Source organism: Maribacter zhoushanensis (genome assembly GCF_029350975.1).
Classification (GTDB): domain Bacteria; phylum Bacteroidota; class Bacteroidia; order Flavobacteriales; family Flavobacteriaceae; genus Maribacter; species Maribacter zhoushanensis.
Genome location: NZ_JARKMR010000002.1, coordinates 46,647 through 71,191, shown reverse-complemented (window position 1 = coordinate 71,191; position 24,545 = coordinate 46,647). Strand labels below are relative to the sequence as shown.

17 protein-coding genes are annotated in these 24,545 nt (G+C 36.0%); 15 read left to right on the top strand and 2 right to left on the bottom strand.

What is annotated here, in order from left to right; all coding sequences use genetic code 11:
* Positions 1 to 10: 10 nt before the first annotated feature.
* The 5 genes from PXD56_RS06775 to PXD56_RS06755 all read left to right on the top strand — a co-directional run bounded on the left by PXD56_RS06775 (position 11) and on the right by PXD56_RS06755 (position 7,587).
* The gene (locus tag PXD56_RS06775) at positions 11 to 442 is read left to right on the top strand and encodes a MarR family winged helix-turn-helix transcriptional regulator (RefSeq protein ID WP_276492582.1); all 432 of its coding nucleotides are present in this window, start codon (positions 11 to 13) and stop codon (positions 440 to 442) included.
* A gap of 33 nt (positions 443 to 475) precedes the next feature.
* Entirely contained in the window at positions 476 to 2,881 is a 2,406-nt protein-coding gene (locus tag PXD56_RS06770; protein ID WP_276492581.1) for a 3-hydroxyacyl-CoA dehydrogenase/enoyl-CoA hydratase family protein, read from the top strand.
* Positions 2,882 to 2,980: 99 nt separating this feature from the next.
* Positions 2,981 to 4,171, top strand: a complete 1,191-nt coding sequence (locus tag PXD56_RS06765) for an acetyl-CoA C-acyltransferase (RefSeq protein WP_276492580.1) — start codon at positions 2,981 to 2,983, stop codon at positions 4,169 to 4,171.
* Positions 4,172 to 4,248: 77 nt separating this feature from the next.
* A complete protein-coding gene (locus tag PXD56_RS06760; RefSeq protein WP_276492579.1) occupies positions 4,249 to 6,060 on the top strand; it encodes an acyl-CoA dehydrogenase family protein in 1,812 nt (603 codons plus the stop codon).
* A 102-nt stretch (positions 6,061 to 6,162) separates the two neighbouring features.
* Positions 6,163 to 7,587, top strand: a complete 1,425-nt coding sequence (locus tag PXD56_RS06755) for a pyridoxal phosphate-dependent decarboxylase family protein (RefSeq protein WP_276492578.1) — start codon at positions 6,163 to 6,165, stop codon at positions 7,585 to 7,587.
* Here PXD56_RS06755 and PXD56_RS06750 read toward each other — a convergent pair whose 3' ends face one another.
* Positions 7,588 to 9,390 (bottom strand): glycoside hydrolase family 15 protein, encoded by a 1,803-nt coding sequence (locus tag PXD56_RS06750; protein WP_276492577.1) that lies wholly within the window; start codon positions 9,388 to 9,390, stop codon positions 7,588 to 7,590. It abuts the gene before it with no gap.
* A 103-nt stretch (positions 9,391 to 9,493) separates the two neighbouring features.
* Between PXD56_RS06750 and PXD56_RS06745 the strand changes: the two genes are divergently transcribed.
* From PXD56_RS06745 to PXD56_RS06710, 8 genes are all read left to right on the top strand, one after another.
* Entirely contained in the window at positions 9,494 to 11,707 is a 2,214-nt protein-coding gene (locus PXD56_RS06745) for a bifunctional alpha,alpha-trehalose-phosphate synthase (UDP-forming)/trehalose-phosphatase (RefSeq protein WP_276492576.1), read from the top strand.
* Between the two features lie 58 nt (positions 11,708 to 11,765).
* Complete coding sequence (locus PXD56_RS06740; RefSeq protein WP_276492575.1) at positions 11,766 to 12,932, top strand: MFS transporter; 1,167 nt, start codon at positions 11,766 to 11,768, stop codon at positions 12,930 to 12,932.
* A gap of 123 nt (positions 12,933 to 13,055) precedes the next feature.
* On the top strand, positions 13,056 to 14,387 hold the full coding sequence (locus PXD56_RS06735; protein WP_276492574.1) for a M28 family metallopeptidase: 1,332 nt from the start codon (positions 13,056 to 13,058) through the stop codon (positions 14,385 to 14,387).
* A gap of 18 nt (positions 14,388 to 14,405) precedes the next feature.
* Positions 14,406 to 16,013, top strand: a complete 1,608-nt coding sequence (locus PXD56_RS06730; protein WP_276492573.1) for a M1 family metallopeptidase — start codon at positions 14,406 to 14,408, stop codon at positions 16,011 to 16,013.
* A 105-nt stretch (positions 16,014 to 16,118) separates the two neighbouring features.
* Entirely contained in the window at positions 16,119 to 17,234 is a 1,116-nt protein-coding gene (locus PXD56_RS06725) for a DUF2914 domain-containing protein (protein WP_276492572.1), read from the top strand.
* A gap of 140 nt (positions 17,235 to 17,374) precedes the next feature.
* Positions 17,375 to 17,980 (top strand): YkgJ family cysteine cluster protein, encoded by a 606-nt coding sequence (locus PXD56_RS06720; protein WP_276492571.1) that lies wholly within the window; start codon positions 17,375 to 17,377, stop codon positions 17,978 to 17,980.
* 72 nt (positions 17,981 to 18,052) lie between these two features.
* Positions 18,053 to 18,688 carry an alpha/beta fold hydrolase gene (locus PXD56_RS06715; protein WP_276492570.1) on the top strand — a complete coding sequence of 212 codons (636 nt, stop codon included), beginning with the start codon at positions 18,053 to 18,055 and terminating at the stop codon, positions 18,686 to 18,688.
* A gap of 11 nt (positions 18,689 to 18,699) precedes the next feature.
* The gene (locus tag PXD56_RS06710) at positions 18,700 to 19,167 is read left to right on the top strand and encodes a GAF domain-containing protein (RefSeq protein ID WP_276492569.1); all 468 of its coding nucleotides are present in this window, start codon (positions 18,700 to 18,702) and stop codon (positions 19,165 to 19,167) included.
* A gap of 66 nt (positions 19,168 to 19,233) precedes the next feature.
* Here the strand turns inward: PXD56_RS06710 and PXD56_RS06705 are convergent, their stop codons facing one another.
* Entirely contained in the window at positions 19,234 to 22,254 is a 3,021-nt protein-coding gene (locus PXD56_RS06705; RefSeq protein ID WP_276492568.1) for a ThuA domain-containing protein, read from the bottom strand.
* 126 nt (positions 22,255 to 22,380) lie between these two features.
* Between PXD56_RS06705 and PXD56_RS06700 the strand changes: the two genes are divergently transcribed.
* Complete coding sequence (locus PXD56_RS06700; protein ID WP_276492567.1) at positions 22,381 to 22,983, top strand: YdeI/OmpD-associated family protein; 603 nt, start codon at positions 22,381 to 22,383, stop codon at positions 22,981 to 22,983.
* A 134-nt stretch (positions 22,984 to 23,117) separates the two neighbouring features.
* Positions 23,118 to 24,542 (top strand): amidohydrolase family protein, encoded by a 1,425-nt coding sequence (locus tag PXD56_RS06695; RefSeq protein WP_276492566.1) that lies wholly within the window; start codon positions 23,118 to 23,120, stop codon positions 24,540 to 24,542.
* Positions 24,543 to 24,545 lie beyond the last annotated feature (3 nt).

The window sequence follows — 24,545 nt, the reverse complement described above, 5'->3', positions numbered from 1 at the left end:
CTAAAGGAGTATGAGAGAAGCAACGATAGATTATGCGTTGAGAGCTACATGGCAAGCAGTAGCAAGAATGTATAATGAAGAAGCAAAGAATTTTGATTCTACTATGGCTGTTGGATTTACTTTATTGAGCATTGACCCAAAGACGGGTACACCTTCTACTTCGTTGGGTCCAAAAATGGGAATGGAAGCCACTAGCCTTTCAAGAATTTTGAAAAGCATGGAGCAAAAAGGTCTTATTTTAAGAAAACCCAACCCAAAAGATGGTAGAGGTGTTCTTATTTATTTAACTGATTTCGGTTTAGAAAAAAGAAATGATTCTAAGAATACCGTTATTAGATTTAATGAAGCTGTGAAGGAAAATGTAACGGAAGAAAAACTAGAAAGTTTTTTTGAAGTAACAGATGTCATCAACAAGCTCATTTCGGATAAAAAATTATTTTAATACAACTTATCAAATTAATACAGCATAAAGTACATGAACAAGCACATTAAAAAAGTAGCAGTAATTGGCTCAGGAATAATGGGTAGCGGTATAGCCTGTCATTTTGCAAATATTGGCGTAGAGGTTTTATTGTTAGATATTGTTCCTCGTGAACTAAATGACAAAGAAAAAGCGAAAGGTTTAACCTTACAAGATAAGGTAGTTCGTAACAGAATGGTGAACGATGCTCTAAAAGCAGCGTTAAAATCTAAACCATCTCCTATTTACCATCAAAAATTTGCAAATCGTATTACTACAGGAAACTTAGAAGATGATATTGCAAAGGTATCTAAGGTAGATTGGATTATTGAGGTCGTAGTTGAACGTTTGGATATTAAAAAACAAGTGTTTGAAAACTTAGAGAAGTACCGCACACCTGGTACACTTATTACCTCTAACACCTCTGGTATTCCTATCAAATTTATGTCTGAAGGCAGAAGTGAAGATTTCCAAAAGCATTTCTGTGGTACACACTTTTTTAACCCGGCACGTTACCTTAAACTTTTTGAAATAATTCCTGGTCCAAAAACAGATGCAGATGTACTTGAGTTTTTAAATGGATACGGTGAAAAGTTTTTAGGAAAAACTTCTGTTGTAGCTAAAGATACTCCAGCATTCATTGGTAATAGAATTGGAATATTCAGTATTCAAAGTCTTTTCCATATGGTAAAAGATATGGATATGACCGTTGAGGAAGTAGATAAATTGACAGGTCCTGTGATTGGTAGACCAAAGTCTGCAACATTTAGAACTGTTGATGTTGTTGGTTTAGATACATTGGTACACGTTGCCAATGGTATTTATGACAACTGTAAAGATGACGAACGTCATGATTTATTCAAACTACCTGGTTTCATCAATACAATGATGGAAAACAAATGGTTAGGAAGTAAAACGGGACAAGGTTTTTATAAGAAATCAAAAAACGATAAAGGTAAAACTGAAATATTGACGCTTGATTTAGAGACGATGGATTATCGTTCTAAAAAGAGCGCAAAATTTGCCACCTTAGAGTTAACAAAAACGATTGACAAGGTTGTTGATCGCTTTGCTGTTCTTTGTGGAGGAAAAGATAAAGCAGGTGAATTCTACCGTAAAAGTTTTGGGCAGTTGTTCGCTTACGTATCGCATAGAATACCTGAAATTACAGATGAGTTTTACAAGATAGATGATGCCATGAAAGCTGGTTTTGGTTGGGAACATGGTCCTTTCCAAATTTGGGACGCTGTTGGTCTAGACAAAGGTCTTGAGTTTATTAAAGCAGAAGGTTTAGAAGCTGCTGCTTGGGTACAAGAGATGAAAGATGCCGGTGTAGACTCTTTTTATTCAGTAAAAGAAGGAAGTACTTACTTTTATGATATCCCGAAAAAGTCTATGGAAAAAATTCCTGGACAAGATTCATTTATCATATTGGATAATATTAGAAAATCTAAAGAAGTATTTAAAAATGCAGGTATTGTTGTTGAAGATTTAGGTGAAGGAATTTTAAATGTAGAATTCCAATCTAAAATGAACACCATTGGCGGTGATGTATTGAATGGCCTGAACAAGGCTATAGACATGGCCGAAAAAGATTATAGAGGTTTGGTTGTTGGTAACCAAGCTGCCAATTTCTCTGTAGGTGCAAATATTGGTATGATCTTTATGATGGCCGTTGAGCAGGAATATGATGAGCTTAATATGGCTATTAAATTCTTCCAAGACACGATGATGCGCATGCGTTACTCTTCTATACCTACCATCTCTGCTCCACATGGTATGGCTTTAGGTGGTGGATGTGAAATTTCATTACATGCAGACAAAGTTGTTGCTGCGGCAGAAACCTATATGGGTCTTGTTGAATTTGGCGTTGGTGTTCTTCCTGGTGGAGGTGGCTCTAAAGAAATGGCATTACGTGCACAAGATACTTTCAAGAAAGGTGATGTTGAATTAAACGTATTACAAGAATATTTCTTAACCATTGGTATGGCAAAAGTATCTACTTCTGCTTATGAAGCGTTTGATTTAGGATTACTTCAAAAAGGTAAGGATGTTGTTGTAGTCAACAAAGATCGTCAAATAGCAACTGCGAAAGCACACGCTATTTTAATGGCAGAATCTGGTTATACACAACCAGCAGCCCGAAACGATGTTAAAGTATTGGGTAAACAAGCATTAGGTATGTTCGTAGTTGGTACTGACTCTATGGAGGCTAGCCATTATATCAGTGAACATGACAAGAAAATTGCCAACAAACTTGCATATGTAATGGCAGGTGGTGATTTATCAGAACCTACTCGAGTATCCGAACAATATTTATTGGATATAGAACGTGAAGCTTTCTTATCATTATGTACGGAAAGAAAAACTTTAGAACGAATTCAGCACATGTTGAAAACGGGTAAGCCGTTACGTAATTAAAATTACGTAGCTGTAAGCCTATAGCAATTAACTAGTAGGCTATTTTAAAACAACAATTAAATGCTAGTAGCTTAAAGCTAATAGCCAAAAGCATAAAAAATGAAAACTGCATATATAGTAAAAGGATATAGAACTGCTGTAGGAAAAGCTCCGAAAGGTGTTTTCCGTTTTAAGCGTACCGATGAATTGGCTGCCGAAACCATAGAATATATGATGAAGGAATTGCCGCAGTTCGATAAAAAACGTATTGATGATGTCATTGTAGGTAACGCAATGCCAGAAGGTTCTCAAGGTTTAAACATGGCAAGGCTAATTTCATTAATGGGATTGGATATTGTTGATGTACCAGGTGTCACCGTAAATAGATTCTGTGCTTCGGGCTTAGAGACTATTGGTGTTGCCGCAGCTAAAATTCAAGCTGGTATGGCCGATTGTATTATCGCCGGTGGTGCTGAAAGTATGAGTTCTGTTCCTATGACAGGTAATAAACCAGAATTAAACTATGACTTGGCAAATTCTGGTCATGAAGATTACTACTGGGGAATGGGTAATACCGCAGAAGCTGTAGCAAATGAGTACAAAGTATCTAGAGAAGATCAAGATAATTTTGCTTACAATTCACATATGAAAGCGTTAAAAGCACAAGCGGAAGACCGTTTTCAAAGTCAGATAGCACCTATTGAAGTTGAGGAAACATATTTAGATGCCAATGGAAAGAAAGCACATCGTAAATATACAGTTACCAAAGATGAAGGACCTAGAAAAGGAACTTCGGTAGAGGTTTTAAATAAGCTTCGCCCAGTTTTTGCTGCCGGTGGTAGTGTAACTGCTGGTAACTCATCTCAAATGAGTGATGGTGCTGCGTTCGTTTTAATCATGAGCGAGGAAATGGTTAAAGAGTTAAATCTTGAACCTATTGCAAGATTGGTTAATTATGCAGCTGCAGGTGTACCACCAAGAATTATGGGAATAGGACCTATTGCCGCTATTCCAAAGGCATTAAAACAAGCAGGATTGAAGTTAAACGATATTGATTTAATAGAATTGAACGAAGCCTTCGCTTCTCAATCTTTAGCGGTAATGCGTGAATTGAACATTAATCAAGATATCGTTAACGTAAATGGTGGCGCTATTGCCCTTGGTCATCCATTAGGGTGTACAGGAGCTAAGTTATCCGTACAATTATTTGATGAAATGCGTAAGAGAGATATGCAAGGCAAATATGGTATGGTTACCATGTGTGTAGGTACTGGTCAAGGTGCCGCAGGGATATTTGAATTTTTAAATTAACAACTTTTATCAATTACTATTAGTGTATTTATAGAATACATAATACTAATTACTTTATACTAAATACTATTAACAACATGAGTACAGATACAGCAAAAAAAGATATTCTTAGAGGAGGACAGTTCCTTGTAAAAGAAACCAATTGTGAAGACGTTTTCACACTTGAAGATTTGAACGAAGAGCAACGCATGATGCGTGAGAGTACCAAAGAATTTGTTGACAGAGAACTTTGGGCACATTGGGAGCGTTTTGAGAATAAAGATTATGCTTTCACTGAAGAAACTATGCGTAAAGCAGGTGAGTTAGGATTATTGAGTGTTGCTGTACCAGAATCATATGGTGGTATGGGCATGGGCTTTGTTTCTACTATGTTGGTATGTGATTATATTTCTGGGGCTACTGGTTCTTTCAGTACTGCCTTTGGTGCGCATACAGGTATTGGTACAATGCCAATTACCCTTTACGGATCAGAAGAACAAAAGCAAAAATATGTTCCAAAATTAGCTTCAGGAGAGTGGTTTGGCGCTTATTGCCTTACCGAGCCAGGTGCTGGTTCTGATGCAAACTCAGGAAAAACCAAAGCTGTTCTTTCTGAAGATGGTAAGTCTTATAGTATTACAGGTCAGAAAATGTGGATTTCAAACGCAGGTTTCTGTAACATGTTTATTGTATTTGCTCGTATTGAAGATGATAAAAACATTACTGGTTTTATTGTTGAAAATGACCCAAGTAACGGAATCACTTTAGGTGACGAGGAAAAGAAATTAGGTATCCACTCCTCTTCTACTCGCCAGGTATTCTTCAATGAAACAAAAGTTTCTGTTGAGAATATGCTTTCTACTAGAGGAAACGGATTTAAAATTGCAATGAACGCTTTAAATGTTGGTCGTATTAAATTAGCGGCTGCATGTTTAGATGCACAAAGAAGAGTAATTGGTGAAGCTACTAAATATGCTAACGAGCGTATTCAATTTAAAACCCCTATTATGAACTTTGGCGCTATTAAGTCTAAAATCGCTGATATGGCTACCAGTGTTTATGTTGATGAATCTGCGAGTTATAGAGCTGCTAAAAATATTGAAGACCGTATTGCAATTCGTGAAGCTGAGGGTAATACACACCAAGAAGCTGAATTAAAAGGTGTTGAAGAATATGCAATTGAATGTTCTATTCTTAAAGTAGCTGTTTCTGAAGATTGTCAGAATACTACAGATGAAGGAATTCAAATTTTTGGTGGTATGGGCTTTAGTGCAGATACACCTATGGAATCTGCATGGAGAGATTCAAGAATTGCTCGTATTTATGAAGGTACCAACGAAATCAACAGAATGTTGGCGGTAGGTATGCTTGTAAAAAAAGCTATGAAAGGTCATGTTGATCTTTTAGGCCCTGCTACTGCTGTTGGTGAAGAGTTAATGGGTATTCCTTCTTTTGATACTCCAGATTTTTCAGAATTATTTGCTGAAGAAAAAGACATCTTAAAACGATTAAAAAAGGTATTTTTAATGGTTGCCGGTTCTGCCGTTCAAAAATACGGACCAGAACTGGAAAAACACCAACAATTAATGTTGGCGGCATCTGATATTCTTATTGAAGTATATATGGCAGAATCTGCTTTATTACGTACAGAGAAAAATGCAAAACGTTTTGGCGAAGAGGCACAAGCTACACAAATAGCTATGTCTAGATTATATTTATTCAATGCAACTGAAACTATCATTAATAAAGGAAAAGAAGCTATTGTTTCTTTTGCTGAAGGTGATGAGCAAAGAATGATGTTAATGGGACTTAAACGTTTTACGAAATATACAAACTACCCTAATGTAGTTGCCTTACGCACACAAATTGCGGATAAGGTTGCTGCAGATAACGGTTATACGTTTGACTAATTCAGATTACCTTTTGTTGTTTGGTAACTTGAATATTAAACCGTCCCAATTGGGGCGGTTTTTTTGTTTGGTAAACATTCATATTGAGACTACTTTTAAACCATGAACAAGAAATTACTAGAACAGGTTTATAATACATCCGATTTTAATTCAAACGGACATCATTTAATTGACCAATTGACTTCACATTTAGAGGATAAGCTAAATGATTCTTCCCGAAATGCCATTAATTGGAACAATCCTGATAATGAACTAGAATTTTGGAGGAATTTTTTATCTAACGGAGATAGTAAAGACTTGTTCAAAGAAATTACTAATAGAACTACACATATACACCACCCACATTATATTGGTCATCAAGTAAGTCCGCCTGCTCCAATAACCGCATTAACGAGTTTAATCAGCGCTTTGTTAAATAATGGAACAGCGGTTTACGAAATGGGAATGTCCTCAAATGCAATAGAGCGAATTATCACAGAACTTATATGCCAGAAAATTGGCTTCAATGATTTTTCGGGAGGATTTTTAACTTCTGGAGGAACCTTGGCCAATCTTACTGCATTGTTAAGCGCTAGAAAAGCCATTACAAAACAAGATATATGGAATGAAGGCAGCCAAAATAAATTGGGAATTATGGTGAGTGAAGAAGCGCATTATTGCGTTGATCGTGCAGCTAGAATTATGGGACTAGGTGAACAAGGCATCATTAAAGTACCTGTTACGGAAGGTTTTAGCATGAATACCGATATTCTAGAAAAGAAATTTAAAGAAGCAACTGAAAATGGTATTGAGGTATTTGCCATTGTTGGTAGCGCACCTTCCACTGCAACAGGAATATTCGATAATCTAAAAATTATAGGTGAGTTCGCAAAGAAGCATGATATTTGGTTACATGTTGACGGTGCCCATGGTGGAGCGGGAATATTTTCTAAAAAATATAAACATACCCTTAGCGGTATTGATAAAGCTGATTCTGTTGTCATTGATGGTCATAAAATGATGATGATGCCAGCATTGACCACTGCCCTACTCTTTAAAGATGAAGTAAACGCTAAAACAACGTTTAGTCAAAAAGCAGATTATCTATTGTCAGACTCTGAACATGAAGATTGGTATAACTCTGGTAAACGTACATTTGAGTGTACCAAAAACATGATGAGTATTCACTGGTTTACGCTTTTAAAATTTTACGGTGAAGAAGTTTTTGATGCCAATGTCACCCAACTTTATGATATGGGTGCGCTATTTGCAAATTTGATTGAGCAAGAATTAAATTTTGAATTGGCACTACAACCAATGTCCAATATTGTATGTTTTAGATACTGCACGCCAGATTCAGATACAGAAAGTCTAAATGCCTTAAATGAAAAAATTCGCCAATTTCTTTTAGAAGATGGCGAATTTTATATTGTACAAACGAAGTTGAAAGGAAAACATTATTTGCGTATTACCGTTATGAATCCGTTTACGACCGAGCAACATTTTAAAGCCCTAATTGCTAAAATTAAGGCTTATGTTACTGGCTGATTATTCTCTTAGAGATTCCATCATTTCATCTTCACTTTCTTTTTTAGAGAAGTTTATAGCACATTCTATCAGTGCTAAATGTGAATACGCTTGAGGGAAGTTTCCTAATAATCTTTTAGTCTTAAAATCAATATCTTCACTAAAGAGACCTAAATGATTACTATAACTCAGTAATCTTTCAAAATGCTCTAATGCTTTCTTGCGTTCTCCAATTTTGAACAGGCTATTAATGTACCAGAATGTACATACTGTAAACGACGATGATGGTAAACCAAAATCATCTTCATTCTTATATCGATATAGCAATCCGTCATTGCTTAGCTCCTCTCCTATGGCGTTAACTGTTTTTATGTAGCGTTCATCTTTTGCATTCACACAACCATAAGATTCCATCAATAACACAGAGGCATCTAGCTCTTTAGAACCGTAAGATTGCGTGTACGCACCTACTTCATCATTCCATGCATTATCATAAATATCTTTCCAGATTTCAGCTCTAATAGGTTCCCATTTTTCAATTTTATGCTTTTTACCTAACATCTCTGCTACCTTAATAGCACGATCTAAGGCTGTCCAACATAACACCTTTGAGAAAGTAAAATGCCTATCTTCTGCTCTAAACTCCCAAATACCCTTATCGGCATCTTTCCAATTATTGCTAACAATCCACACGATTCCTTTCGTTATCGCCCATAAATCCTCACCATTTTCTATATCAATGCTGAATTTCACCATCTGCTCGTATATCACATCCATCAGAATACCATAAATATCATTCTGTTTTTGGTGATATGCCGCATTACCTATACGTACAGGTTTTGAACCTTTATAACCTGCTAAATGTTCTAGTGTTTCTTCCGTTAACTTTTTCTCCTTATTAATTCCGTACATGATTTGTAGCTTCTCTGCCTTATCAGGAATTAAATCTATGATGAATTGTAAATAACGTCTTGCTACATTCTTGTGCCCTAGTTCTGATACTACTTTAATTACCATAGAGGCATCACGAATCCAACAGAAACGATAATCCCAATTACGTACTTCACCAATAGTCTCTGGTAATGATGTAGTTGCTGCTGCTAGTACGGCACCCGTTTTATCATAACTTAAAAGTTTTAAGGTCAATGCACTTCTGGTAATTTCTTCGTTGAACTTTTTATATGTAGGCGTTAAGTCTACCCAATTCAACCAATATACTTTTGTGTTCTGCAAATCTAAATAAGCTCTATCTGTTGTTGGCAATAACAATTTCTCATTATAACCCATCATCATGAACTCATCTTCCGTAAGCGTAATGGTAGTACTTTCTACAACGGCGTTTTTATCAAAAGATGTATATAAAAAAACGGTGTCAAATTTTACATCGTGGGTAAGACTCGCAATAAAATCCTTTTTAATAAAGGTTTCTGTTGTACCCATTGCATACTCTAACTTTGGGTCATATAATACTGAAAAGCTGGGTTTACCCGATATATGCTTAAAATAACGTACCAATTCTGGTGGAGAATGATACTTCTTCTCTTCTTTACGATATCTAGGCATAAAATCATGAATCTCAAAATGATCATTGCCAGACTTGAAAGTAGTGATTAATATATTTGTATACTGTTCGTATTTCTGTGAGATTTCATAACTGTCATCTACGTTAATCTCAAAACTACCACCAATATTTTCATCTAATAATTTGGCAAATACTGACGGACTATCAAATTCTGGCAAACAACACCAGTCTATACTTCCTGTCTTTGAAATTAATGCTGCACTTCTACAATTCCCTATTATTCCGTAGTCTAAATTATCCATTCAATAAAAATCTTGATTCATATGAGGTTTCAATTGGTATTGCCCTCCTTTTTCCCGAAATTTAGAGAAATAATTAACAAAAAGTAGCAAAAAAACCTCTTTTATGGCGAAAACTATCATTATCTCAAATAGACTACCTGTACAATTACAAATTAGCAATGGAGACATTACTGCAGTACCAAGTGTAGGCGGATTGGCTACTGGAATGAAATCTGTACACTCTGGTGGTGATAGCTTGTGGATTGGTTGGAGTGGATTAACCGATGAAGAAATACCTGAAGAATTAGTACCCAAAATTGATAGCGCACTTGCAAAGCACGGATCTTCAAAGGTTAACCTTACAGAAAAAGAGGTCGATGGTTTTTATTACGGATTCAGTAATAGAACCGTATGGCCTCTATTTCATTACTTTTTAGAATACTCTGAGTTTGAACTGGAAAGTTGGGAAATTTATAAAGCGGTAAATCAAAAATTTGCAGATGCTATTCTCGCAAAAGCAGATAATGAAGATACAATTTGGATTCATGACTACCAGTTGATGTTAGTACCACAAATGGTACGCGCAGAAAGACCGGATATTTCTATTGGGTTCTTTTTACATATTCCTTTTCCTTCTTATGAAATATTCAGAACACTACCTTGGCGAAAAGAGGTGCTACAAGGTTTGTTAGGTTCTGATTTAATTGGTTTTCATACCTATGACTATGAGCGTCACTTCTTAAGCTCTGTACGTAGGCTTTTGGGCTTAGAGGTAAGTTTTAATGACATTTACCTAGACGACAGGGTAATTAAAGTAGACTCTTTCCCCATGGGGATTGATTATAAAAAATTTAGCGAAGCTGCCAAAGAACATTCGCAACGTAGCGAAGATGAAAAATCTGAACTACAAAAAAGATTGGATACCCATAAGAAATCAGCACCAGATGCCAAGTTCTTTTTATCTATAGACCGTTTAGATTACACCAAAGGTATTGCCAAACGTTTGAATGCCTTTGAGTATTTCTTGAACAAATACCCTCAATACAAAGAGAAAGTAAGATTGATTATCCTCGCCGTGCCTTCGCGTTCCAACGTTCCACAATACCAATTACTAAAACGTGAGGTTGACGAGTTGGTAGGACGTATTAACGGAGAGCTTTCAACGGTTAGCTGGACACCAATTTGGTATTTCTACAGATCCATGCCTTTTGAAAATCTAATTGATCTATACACGTCTTCTGATATTGCGTGGTTAACACCTATTAGAGATGGTATGAATTTAGTTGCCAAAGAATATATTGCTACTAGAACAGACAAAACGGGAGTACTTATTTTAAGTGAAATGGCTGGCTCTGCCAATGAAATGAACGAATCATTACTAATTAACCCAAACAACTTTGAACAGATAGCAGATTCGCTCTACGAGGCTATCAACATGCCAAAAGAGGAACAGATTTCTAGAAACACTTCATTACAAAAAAGGTTAGAGCGTTACAACGTTGAAAGATGGGCCAATGATTTCATGAATTCATTAGTAGGTCAAAAGGAAAAAGATCAAACCTATAAATCAAGGAAATTATCCGAAGACATCATGAATACCGTGATGGATAAGTATAGTAATGCCAAACGTAGATTAGTCTTCTTAGATTATGACGGCACCTTGGCAGGTTTTCATCCTGATCCACAAAAAGCATCGCCAGATGAGGAACTATACAAGTTATTAGATGAAATTTCATCTCAACCAAATACGGATATGTATCTTATTAGTGGGCGTGATAAAGAAACATTCACTAAATGGTTCTTACCTAAAAAATACAACATGATCGTTGAGCATGGCGTATGGATCTCACAAGGTGGTGAGGAATTTAGGATGTTAGAAACCGTAAAGAAAGACTGGATGGAGAAAATTCTACCAGTGTTAGAATCTTTTGTTGATCGTACTCCCGGTAGTTTTATTGAAGAGAAAAACTATTCTCTAGCTTGGCATTACAGAAAAACAGATCCAGATTTTGGTCAAAAACGGTCGGTTGAGCTGAATACTGTACTTACCAGCCTTATTGCCAATGACGACCTAAGTGTTTTAAACGGTAATAAAGTAATGGAAATAAAAAGTAGCAACGTAAATAAAGGTAGAGCCTCTATGCGCGTATATACGGAGCATGAATATGATTTTGTTTTCGCAATCGGTGATGACTGGACAGATGAATTTATGTTTCAAGAGCTTCCAGAAGATTCTATTACCGTTAAAGTAGGTCGCCAAAAAACACAAGCAAGATATTTTGTTGATAACACAAAAAATGTGCGTGCAATTTTGAAGAAATTTGCCGACAAAAAATAGGTTAACTAACCAGAATCTAATTTTAGATAATTAGATTCTGGTAATTACTATTAATCTATTGAAACAAAAACTACATATTCTCCCCATCATCATTCTATCTCAATTTGCCAGTACCTCTACTTGGTTTGCAGGTAATGCCATTATAGAATCACTGACTAAAAAATTAGATTTTGGTGCAGACATTGTTAGCTACGTTATTTCATCCGTTCAATTTGGATTCATAATCGGAACGTTAATTTTTGGTATACTAATGATTGCCGACAGGTTTTCACCTTCTAAAGTTTTTATGGTTTGCGCTTTTTTAGCTTCCGTTTCAAATTTGTCATTAATCTATCCGCAATTAAACGTGACCGGATTGTTATTAGCCAGATTTAGCACAGGTTTCTTTTTAGCCGGCATCTATCCTGTAGGCATGAAAATAGCCGCAGATTATTATGAAAAAGGTTTAGGCAAAGCATTAGGGTATTTGGTAGGAGCTTTAGTTCTTGGTACTGCTTTTCCGTTCTTAATTAAAGGTAGCCCCATAGCCAATCATCCAGATAGTGTTATACAACTGACATCAGGTATTACCGCTTTAGGAGGATTATTATTGTTCTTACTGGTACCAAATGGTCCGTATAGAGTAGCAAGTTCTACATTGAAACTAGATGCCGGACCAAGACTTTTTAAAAATTTTAAATTTAAAAAAGCAGCATTCGGATATTTTGGACATATGTGGGAACTTTATGCATTTTGGGCATTTACACCTGTTGCCATTCAATGGTTTGCCATGGAATCTGGTAGTGATATTTCCGTATCGCTATGGTCAGGAATCGTAATTGCACTCGGTGGATTGTCTTGCGCTTTTGGTGGTATAATCTCTCAACGTATAGGCAGCAAGAAAGTTGCTTTAATCGCCTTGATAGCATCTGGCTTTCTATGCTTGATTTCACCATTGTTATTTTCACTTCCCGTCTATTGGTTCTTAGTAGGTTGGTGCTTATGGGGTATTGCGGTTACGGCAGACTCGCCCCAATTCTCAAACCTAGTTGCATCTGCAGTAGTTCCAGAATTAAAAGGCACCGCTCTTACCCTGGTAAATAGTATTGGTTTTGCCATTACAATTATCAGTATACAGCTTCTAGGATCACTTCAATCGATCATCCCTATATCTCTTTTATTTATCCCTTTAGCCATAGGACCGTTGTTGGGTGTGTATTATCTAATGTCCAAAAAGAAGAACTAGCTAGCGCAAACCACTAGCTCATGCTTAAATACTTTATTTAATGAAATTATGGTTGGCCCCATATTTTACTTAATTTTAGAAACCTATTACCTATACTAACATTACTCACCCAAAAAACTTGAAATGAAAAAATTCTTATTACCCGCTTTATTAATCTCTGCTCTTACGCTAACAGCACAAACAGACCAACGCATTTATGATATTATCAATGCAGTTTCTGCTGAGCGTATTGAAAACGATGTAACCAAACTTGCTAATTTTGGAACTAGACATACCTTAAGTGACACCGTTTCTACGACAAGAGGGATTGGCGCTGCTAGACGTTGGATCAAAAATGAATTCGAAAAAACCTCTACGGAATGCCAAGGTTGCCTAGATGTTTTCTTTCAGAAAGATTTAGTAAAAAAAGGGGCCAACGATCGTATCGTAAAAGATGTTGAAGTGGTCAACGTTCTTGCCATACAAAAAGGAACAAAATATCCTAACCGTTACATCATCATGAGCGGTGATATTGATTCTCGTATTAGCGACCCTAATAATTATACAGATGATGCGCCTGGTGCAAATGATAATGCTACCGGTATGGCGGGTACTTTAGAAGCTGCTCGTGTGCTTTCAAAATATAAATTTGAAAATAGTATTATTTACATGGGGTTGTCTGGTGAAGAACAAGGTCTATTTGGAGGTGGTGGTGTTGCCCAGTTTATGAAAGACAAAGGCTGGGATGTCATCGGTATTTTTAATAATGATATGATTGGTAATATTTCCGGGGTAGACGGTATTGTTAGCAATGTTGATTTTAGAATTTTCTCTGAACCTGTACCTCCTACTGAAACAGAAAAACAACGTAAAGCAAGACGTTTTTATGGTGGTGAAGTTGATGGGGTTTCTAGACAATTGGCACGTTACATTCATAAAAATGTAAAATTGTATATGCCAGAAATGAACCCAATGATGATTTATCGTTTAGACCGTTTTGGTCGTGGTGGTCACCATAGACCTTTTAACGATGCAGGTTTTCCAGGTATACGAATAATGGAAGCTCATGAAAATTACACACAGCAGCACCAAGATGTTCGCGTTGAAGACGGTATTGCTTATGGCGATGTTCTAGAACATGTGAATTTTGCCTATGTAGCCAAATTAACTGCTGTAAATGCAATTAACCTTGCTTCTATTGCTTGGGCTCCACCAAGTCCTACCACCGTTAAAATAGGAGGTATAGTTAAACCTGCAGCAAAATTTCAATGGAGTAAAGTTGATGGTGCAAAAGGTTATAAAATTTATTGGAGAGATACCACATCGCCAACTTGGGATTATAGTAGGTATGTAGGTGACGTTACAGAATTCACCTTAGACGGTATTGTTATCGACAATTTCTTTTTTGGAGTTTCTGCCGTTGGTAAAGACGGATTTGAAAGTCCGGTTGTTTTTCCAAATGGAATATTCAGGTAAACCAAAATTACATCACACATGAAAAAAATAATAGCTGTACTGGCTTTAGGTATATGCTCATTTACACAGGCACAAACCTTTACCGAACAAGATACATTAAGAGGTAGTATTACCCCTGAACGTGAATGGTGGGATTTAAATTATTATCATTTGGATATTGATGTGAATCCTGATGATAAATTTATCAGTGGTAGTAATACTATTCGCTATAAGGTACTGGAACCTCATCAAGTTTTACAGGTAGATTTACAACCTCCTTTAAGCATAGAAAAAGTAACACAAGATGGTGAAGAATTACAGGTTGTACATAATATAAATGCACATTTCATTCAACTTAAAAAACCTCAGCTAGTTGGCGATTTCAATGAGGTTGTAGTCATGTATTCTGGACACCCAAAAGAAGCTGTAAGAGCCCCTTGGGATGGTGGGTTTTCCTGGAAAAAAGACCTGAGCGGTAAAGATTTTGTCGCCACTTCTTGCCAAGGGCTTGGCGCTAGTGTTTGGTGGCCAAATAAAGACCATATGTATGACGAGGTCGATAGTATGCTAATCAGTGTAAAAGCACCTAAAGGATTAATGAACGTATCTAATGGTCGTCTTAAAAGCGTTGATAAAGAAACCAACACCTATAATTGGTTTGTTTCTAATCCTATCAACAATTATGGAGTTAATGTGAACATTGGTGATTACGTTCATTTTGATGAAGTATATCAAGGAGAAAAAGGCGCTCTTGATATGGATTATTATGTTTTAAAGGACAATCTAGAAAAGGCAAAAGAACATTTTAAGGACGCTCCCAAAATGATGAAGGCTTTTGAATATTGGTTTGGTCCCTACCCTTTTTATGAAGATTCATTTAAATTGGTAGAAGTACCTTATTTGGGAATGGAACACCAAAGTTCCGTTACTTATGGAAATCAATACAAAAAGGGATACTTAGGTAGAGATCTATCAAATACCGGATGGGGATTAAAATTCGATTTCATCATTATACATGAAGCCGGTCATGAATGGTTCGCCAATAACATTACCTATAAAGATGCCGCAGATATGTGGGTTCATGAAGGGTTTACCTGTTACTCTGAAAGCCTATTCTTAGATTATCATTATGGTACTGAAGCCGCAAATGCTTATGTACAAGGAATTAGAAACAATATTAAAAATGACAAACCCATTATTGGCATTTATAATGTAAACCATGAAGGTAGTGGAGACATGTATTATAAAGGATCAAATATTCTACATACCCTACGCCAAATTGTTAATGATGATAGAAAATGGAGAACCATATTACGTGGATTAAATTCAGAGTTTTACCATAAAACCGTAACAACCGATGAAATTGAAAAGGTTATTGCTTTAGAAATGAAAAGAGATTTAAAACCTTTCTTTGATCAGTATTTAAGAACCACAAAAATTCCGGTTTTTGAATACAAAGTAAAGGGTAAGAAAATGATGTACCGCTTTACCAATACCGTTGCTAATTTCTCTATTCCTCTAAAAGTATACATCAATGATACGCCGGTTTGGATAGAGCCAACAACAGAATGGAAAACCGAGAAAGTGAAAGGCAATTTAACTTCTCTGGAAGTAGACCCCAATTTTTATGTTAAAACTAAAAATTAGATCAACGCATTTAACGTTTTGATCTTTAGCGTTCATGAAATGTTAAATAAGGCAAAGTTCAATTGTTTCATTCAATTACTTTTGCGCTCATAGTCTTAAGCTTTCATGAAAAAAACCCTTGCCAAATACAGAAATAGTGCCTTCAGAAGTTTTATCAGAAGGCACTCTAAATATGCACCAATATTGTTCTTTATGGGCGGGTTCATCTTTGATACCTTAACCTTAGGACGAATTGACAGAACCTATGACTTAACGGTTCTATGTCTGCATATGACCTCGTTATCCATAACATTATATCTGTATAATTTAGCAGATGATGGTAAATGGAAAGATACTTTTATAGCACGGTATGAAGAGTATTTCCCTCTTGCCATTCAATTCTTTTTTGGGGGACTATCAAGTGCCTATGTAATTTATTTTTCTAGAAGTGTTTCCCTATCAAAAACAGCGTCATTCTTTATAATTTTAGTGTTGCTATTAATTGCGAATGAATTTCTTAAAAAACGGATTTCCAATAAGTATCTTCAATTTGGGGTATATTACTTTATTAGCTTCACTTTTTTCACATTTATGATTCCTGTGTTCTTGAAAGAATTGAATACTACGGTATTTCTAATTTCAGGAGCAGTTAGTTTATTTAGCACTTTGCTTCTTCTCATCATTATCTATAGAAAAAGCCCAAGTAGCAGAAAAGAGATTAATTTGGGTAAAATGGTTTTTATCATTATTGCCATATACGGTAGTATTAATCTATTCTATTTCTTGAATTTGATACCACCTGTACCGTTGGCTTTGGATAAAGGAATAGTAGCTCATAAAATCATTCAGAAAAACGGCAAATATGAGGTTACTTATGAGTCTGAAGAGTCTTTTATTTTTTGGCGTAAACATAAACTTGATTTTAGTTATACTCCAGATGAACGCGTTTATATTTTTTCTTCAATTTTTGCACCTACAGACTTAAAGAAATCCATTTTTCATAGATGGAGAAGGTATAATACGCAAACTGAAGAATGGGAAAATCTTGATGATATCAGTTACGATATTACCGGCGGTAGAGATGGTGGTTTTAGAGGGTATACTTATAAAACCAATGTTATACCTGGTGAATGGGAAGTACAAGTACTTACTGAAGAAGAACAGGTATTAGGTGTTATAGCGTTTGAAATAAAACCTAAAACTGATCAAAAACCTTTGCGACTTAAAACTTCCAAATTTTAAGACTACAACTTTTAAATTGTTATATTTCAGTGTTTTAAACCTAATCAGGTAGTTAGATTTTACCTAAAACCGTTAATATTATTATTAATTGTTTGCCGTATGAAAACATAGACTACCTTCGTGAGACCTTAAACTCATAAGTGACAATATATCAAAAGGTTCAAGCAGTAGATCGTATTTTCAGCCAATTGGATAAGGAGTTAGGCTCCTTTCAACAATCTACAGGACTTAGCTGTGTAGCCAATTGCGGACTATGTTGTTTAAAACCAGACATCAACGCTACTGCGTTAGAATTTTTACCATTAGCCTATCACCTTTTAAAAAATGGGGAAACAGAACGATGGTTAGAAAAACTTAAGAATAATAAGGATAATAAAATATGTCCTGTATTGAACGAAATCATTACTCCTGATTCTAAAGGTTTTTGTTCAGAATATGCCCACCGCGGACTCATTTGCAGACTGTTTGGCTTTTCTGCCATGTTGCATAAAAACAATAAACCAAAACTAGTTACTTGCAAACCAATTAAAGAGCAAAAAACTGAAGCTTTCAATAATGCCAATGCACATATTGCAGCTAACAAAAAATATCCCCTTATTAGTAATTATTACATGCAGCTGCGCTCCATAGATGAATCTTTAGGAGAAGAATTGTTCCCGATAAGAATTGCCATAGAGAAAGCTATCTATGCTGTTTTAGCCTATTACGCTTACAGAGAACTACCCGGTAAAGACAATGAAGTTTAATGTAAATTACTTTGAAAAAGAGTTTAAACGTACCTTTAGCAATAGATAAGAATCGTTTCATAAAAGGTAACATTGAAAATTTACGCAATTAGTGGATTAGGTGCCGATCAAAGGGTCTTTAAACACTTAACTTTAGACGTTGAACTAGTTACTATAGATTGGATTACACCTCACCATAACGAATCTATTAAAGAATATTCCAAAAGACTTAGTGAAGTTATTGATACCACCGATGAGTTTTATTTGATCGGAGTCAGTTTTGGCGGATTAATAGCTACAGAGATAAGTAAAATACTAAATCCTAATAAAGTAATTCTTATTTCTTCTGCACAAACAAAATATGAATTAAGACCAATATATAAATGGGTGGGTAAATCTAGAATTTTAAAACTCATACCTCCGTCTCTATTCAACCCACCAAGGTTTCTTGCAAAGTTTATCATGGGAGCTAAAAATGTGGAATTATTTAATGCAATATTAGATGACACCGATTTTAAATTTGTAAAATGGGCTTTACAAGAATTTACTTCTTGGCAGAATATAAAACCATCTAAAAAAGTTCTTAAAATAAACGGTACAAAAGATAAGCTGATTCCGCCAAAGGGTACTACCAGAACAAAACTTATAGAAGGTGGAGAACATTTTATGATTGTAGATAGAGCAAATGAAATCAGCGAAATCATTAATTTTGAATTTAGAAATACTTAGCATAAAACAATATGAACAACTCTAAAGAATTTTTAGTTACTGTTAGTGGCGAATTAAAGAAGGACACTCCCAATTGGGATGATCTTCTAAAACTGATTTTAGCGCATTTTGATTGTTCTACGGGTACACTACATTTTTTAGATGAGAACTCTTTATTACAACTGAAATCTCAAGTAGGAATTCCTGAGTTTTTAATTCCAAAACTATCTACTATTCCTATAGGTAAGGGTATGGCCGGTATTGCTGCAGAGCGCAGAAAACCCGTTGAAATGTGTAACCTACAGACAGATGACTCTGGCGTAGCTAGACCCTCGGCAAAAGACACTAAAGTAGAAGGATCATTGGCTGCACCGCTAATGCATAATGATAATTTATATGGTACTATTGGTATTGCTAAACCGGTACCTTATGATTTTACAGAAACTGAGATGGAATTACTAATGCAAATTGGTGAACTTATCAGCCAAAAATTAAACTAAAACTTACTTATATTTATAAAAAAAGCCCGCTAAATAGCGGGCTTTTTAATGGGTTAAAAATTATTATTATTTCTCTGTTTTAGCAGGTATTACAACAGATTTAGAACCTGTAAGTGGTATAGTACCTTCGGCACCTGCATCTGTATAACTAGCTGTAATTACCAACATATTACCTGGTGCAGATGATTCTGCGGTTATAGTTCCTTTTGCCGGTAATGACTTCTCTTTTTTATCATCTCCGTTCAATGAAAGAATATACAATCCAATTTGTCTTGTTTCATCAGATGTGATATTTGGGTGTGCAGGCATAGTTACTTCTCCCCAAACTCCTGAACCACCTGTTTTCATTTTACCTTGCAAGTACTTTAAAGCATCTTTACGTTCTTTATACTTCGCCGCAACATCCTTGTAATTTGGCCCTATAGAAGCTTCTTCTTCTTTATGGCATGTTTTACAGTCCATTGCTTGGGTCAGCGCTTTTCCAGTAACCGCTGCAGATACTTGTTGGTGCCCCAAATTCATGGCCACCTTATCCATACCTTCTAAGTAATCAACACTTACGAATATATTGCTTGCATCTATTTCTGTGCCATCAGAATCTGTTACCGATACATCATAAGCAATTTTCTGACCAGGCTGATAAAATGCCGGTGCACTTTCACCTAATGAGATAGTTACTTCTGGTCTTGAATTACCAGCAACAATACCGGTGCTTTCACTAACTGCCTCTTCTCCTTTATCATCTGCAACGGTTACCTTTAACTTGTAGACTCCTGCATCTTCATACGTATAGCTGACATTTGCCTCTGTGGTTTCTCTGGTATCACCGTTACCAAAATCCCAAATGTACTTAATGGCATCATCTTCACGATCACTTGCTTCTATAGTAGCAGAAACAGTCAACGGGGTTTTACCTGCTGTTTTATCTACGTTTACTTCATTGATTAACGGTGGTCTATTTCCTCCGTTGAATTCAATATACCCTAAAGAAGAATTTGAATTTTGTGAGAACCAACCACTACCATATTCTAACAAAAATATTTTTCCGTTCGGTCCTAATTCCATATCAATTAAACTATTGACCTTTACATCGGGTGCAAAAGGCTCCATTTTACTAAAGTCTCCATTTTCATCTAAATGAACGGCAAACATCCAACCACGCATCCAATCATAGATAATCACCTTTCCATCATAATAACTAGGCAGTTTTTCATCTCCTTGAAACATATCTGAATAGTAAGTAGGTCCTGCCATTGCATTTCTACCTCCCGTAGTCGTCTGCGGAAAATCTTGTGAATCAACATACGGATAATACACATACGCCGGCATTGCTGGTGGCAACTCCGTTAATCCCGTATTATTACGAGAATTATTTATAGGTTTCTCCGGGTCAAATTCAGCACCTGTCTCACCCGTTTCATAGTCGTAGGCATTATAGGCAAAATTGTTCCCTATGAACAACGGCCAACCAAAGTTACCGGCTTTTTTAGCCTGATTCATTTCATCATATCCTCTTGGACCTCTAGTACCCAAACTATCGGCTCTAGCATCAGGACCAACGTCACCCCAGTACAGATATCCTCTTTTCATATCTACCGATATTCTATATGGATTTCTATGACCCATGGTATATATTTCAGGTCTGGTCTTTTCGGTACCTACCGGAAATAAGTTTCCTTCAGGTATATCATACGTACCATCTTCCTTAACTTTAATTCTTAATATTTTTCCACGAAGATCATTTGTATTACCAGAAGAACGGCGAGCATCGTACTGCTCATGACCAGGAATATCATTTAAAGGTGCAAATCCGTTATTCACATACTTTACCCCTTTTTCATTAAATGGTGTAGAGTTATCCCCTGTAGACAGATATAATAATCCGTCTGGACCAAAGGCTATTGAGCCACCGGTATGACAGCATATTTCTCTCTGGCTGTCTACATCCATTATTACTTGTTCAGATGCTACATCAAACTTACCATTTTCAAATTTGAACCTTGATAAACGGTTTACCCATTGATCACCAGTTGGGGCATAGTATAAATAAATCCAATGATTATTGGCATAATCCGGATCTTTCTGTAATCCCATTAATCCTTCCTCGGCATTTACGCCGGGTGTATTCAATGTTTTGCTATAGACATCTAATTTTAATACTTCGCTTAATTCTTTTGTCTCATCGTTATATAAAATGACTTCGCCCCTACGTTGCGCTACCAATACATTGCCGTTTGGTAAAACTGTCATTTCAGTAGGCTCAAAAAACTGACCTTCGCTCAAAGTCACTTTTGCAAAACGGTCAGCATCCGGTGGTATTTGAGACGTTACTTTGGAGTAATCCAATATCAAATTTTCACCAATGGCATATTCAATTCCGCCTAGCAGATGTTTCAAAAATAAATCTTCAGAAAAACTGGCATCTGCATGCCCACCACCTGTATAAAAAGCACGACCGCCGTCAAAATCATGGTACCATGCAATGGGGTGAAAATCTCCGTTTTTACCACCTTCATAAGATGACTCATCTAATGTCATCAAAACATTTATATCAGGATTGATGTTCTTGTAGTTATATAATTCATCTGTTCTTGTCCATATGGAATCTGTAAAAAACTGTGTTGCCTTAAAGTTCTTGTCCTTAATTACAAAATCTGCAGTAGGCATTCCCCTTGGGTGACTTAAAAATTGAGCTCCAGATAACTTTGTGTACCATCCCCAATCATATTCCGTATCCGTTGCGGCATGTATACCCACATAACCACCACCGGCTTGAATGTAGCGCTCAAAGGCAGCTTCTTGATATTGATCTAAAACATTGCCGGTTGTACTTAAAAATATAACAGCTGAATATTGTTTTAAATTTTCATCTGTAAATAGTTCTGCGTTTTTGGTAGTATCTACTGCAAAACCGTTCTCTAAGCCTAATTTTTGAATTGCTGCAATGCCCGCAGGTATAGATGCATGCTTAAAAGCCATTGTTTTTGAGAAAACCAAAACCTTAGGTTCTCCCTCTCGTTTATTGCCACCACATGAGACAATAATAAGCGCAAAGCCCAAAAGCAGCGCAATGAAGATTTTTTTCATACGTAATTTGTTGTTGTTTAGTTGATTTTTGAAAGCTTAAAAATAGGGCGAGTAGCTGTATTAACCAATATTTTGTCTATTAAACATTGTACATTTATGATAAATTAATACCCTTTTAATAGAATTATGTCAGAAATACCAGAGTTATATTTTAAAAACGATATTGAATTCAAAAATTGGTTGCATAATAACCATTCTGAACATAAAGGTGTTCATCTTATTTTTTACTCGGTTGCTCATGAAAATGATAGTATGCGTTGGGAAGAAGCTGTGCAGGTTGCGCTTTGCTATGGCTGGATTGATAGCACTGTAAAAAGCTTGGGTGACGGAAAACGAAGACAATACTTTTGCCCACGGAAACCAAAAAGTGTTTGGAGCAAAGTCAATAAGAATTATATAAAAGAACTTAAAGCCAATGGAAGAATGCACACCGCAGGATTGGCTTCTATAAAAGTTGCAAAAGAAAATGGTTCTTGGACTTCTTTAGATGAAGTGGAAAATGGCGTTATACCTGAAGAACTACAAGTGGCTTTTAATAAAAACCTTGATGCATTCACTAATTTCAAAAATTTTACACATAGTCAACGCAAAAGTTATCTCTACTGGTTAAACCAAGCAAAGCGACCAGAAACCAGAACAAAGCGCGTTACAGAAATTGTAAAGCATGCAGAAGCCAATATAAAATACAGAGATGGCGGAGGATGGCAGTCTGCTAAAAAGCAAAAATAATAGGCTTTTATCAGTAGATTATAAATGGAAGTTCCATTCATTGTCAATGCCTTAATTCCATTTAATTTATAAAACAGAAATACTCATTTGCCACATATTCTTTATACCTTACCCTTGTAAATTGCTATTATATTATGAGATTATTGAACATGGTGAAAGTTGTAGCTTTCATATTATTAATAACGTTTGCAGGCTGTAAAGAGGAAAACGTTACAACCTATGATGTAATTATTAAAAACGGTAATCTTATTGACTTAGAAGATGGGTCAATTAGCGTTTCCAATATTTTGATCAGTAATAACAGAATACAAAAAATAACTGCAGACAATAATTTGAAAGGCGCAGAAGCCAAAACAATTATAGATGCTACCGGTAAATATATAGTGCCAGGATTTTGGGACAACCACACCCATTTTAGAGGTGGTGATTCTTTGATCGGCGCAAATAAAAACTTCTTAAAACTCTTTATGGCCAAAGGAATTACCACAGTGCGCGATGCAGGTGGTGATCTTACCACATCTGTTTTAGAATGGAGAAAAGCTATTGCCAAGAATGAGCTTATAGGTCCAACCATTTTTACATCTGGACCAAAGATTGATGGTCTTGCCGGTACTTGGGCAGGCTCTTTAGAAGTAAACACCGATGAGGACATTACTCTAGCGCTAGATTCTTTACAATCCATACCCTCTGATTTCGTAAAAATATATGATAGCCGAATTTCTGGTGAAAACTACTTAAAAGTAATTCAAGAAGCAGAGAAACGTAATTTGATTACTTCTGGCCATATGCCTTTTACCGTTGAACTTAATGCTACTATTGATGCCGGTATTGATGCAGTAGAACACCTATATTATATTATGAAAGGCTGCTCAAATGATGAACAAAATATAACTGAGCAATTAATTAAAAAGGAAATTGGTTTTTGGGATGCCATGCCCCTACTACAAGCTTCATATAGCGATACTACCGCCAAAGCTACTTTTTCTAAATTGAAAGCAAATAATGTCTTTGTGGTTCCTACGTTGCATATTGGTGGCGTTCTAAGTTATCTAGATGAAGTTGACCATAGCAATGATGAATATTTAAAATATATGAGCAAGGGCATACAGCAAACTTATAAAGGCAGAATTGACCGTGTAAAATATGCAACAGCAAAACAAGTTGCCGATAGAAAAGCTTTAGATCAATTCTTTGGTAAATTAGCATTTCAATTGAACCAAAACGAGGTATCCTTATTGGCTGGATCCGATAGTGGTGCTTATAACAGCTACACCTACCCTGGCATTTCCCTTCATAAAGAAATGGAAGCAATGGTTGCAACGGGAATTTCTCCGCTAGACGCATTAAAATCTTCTGCCTATAACGGAGCTAAATTTTTAAAACAAAGTGCCGATTACGGAACTATTTCTGAAAATAAAATAGCCGATATCGTTTTACTGAATACCAATCCACTAGAAAATATTAAAAATACGCAAGACATTTTCATGGTCTTATCTAATGGAAATCAACATACAAAAGCCGATTTGGACGGTCTTTTAAAATCTGCCATTGCCAACTAAACC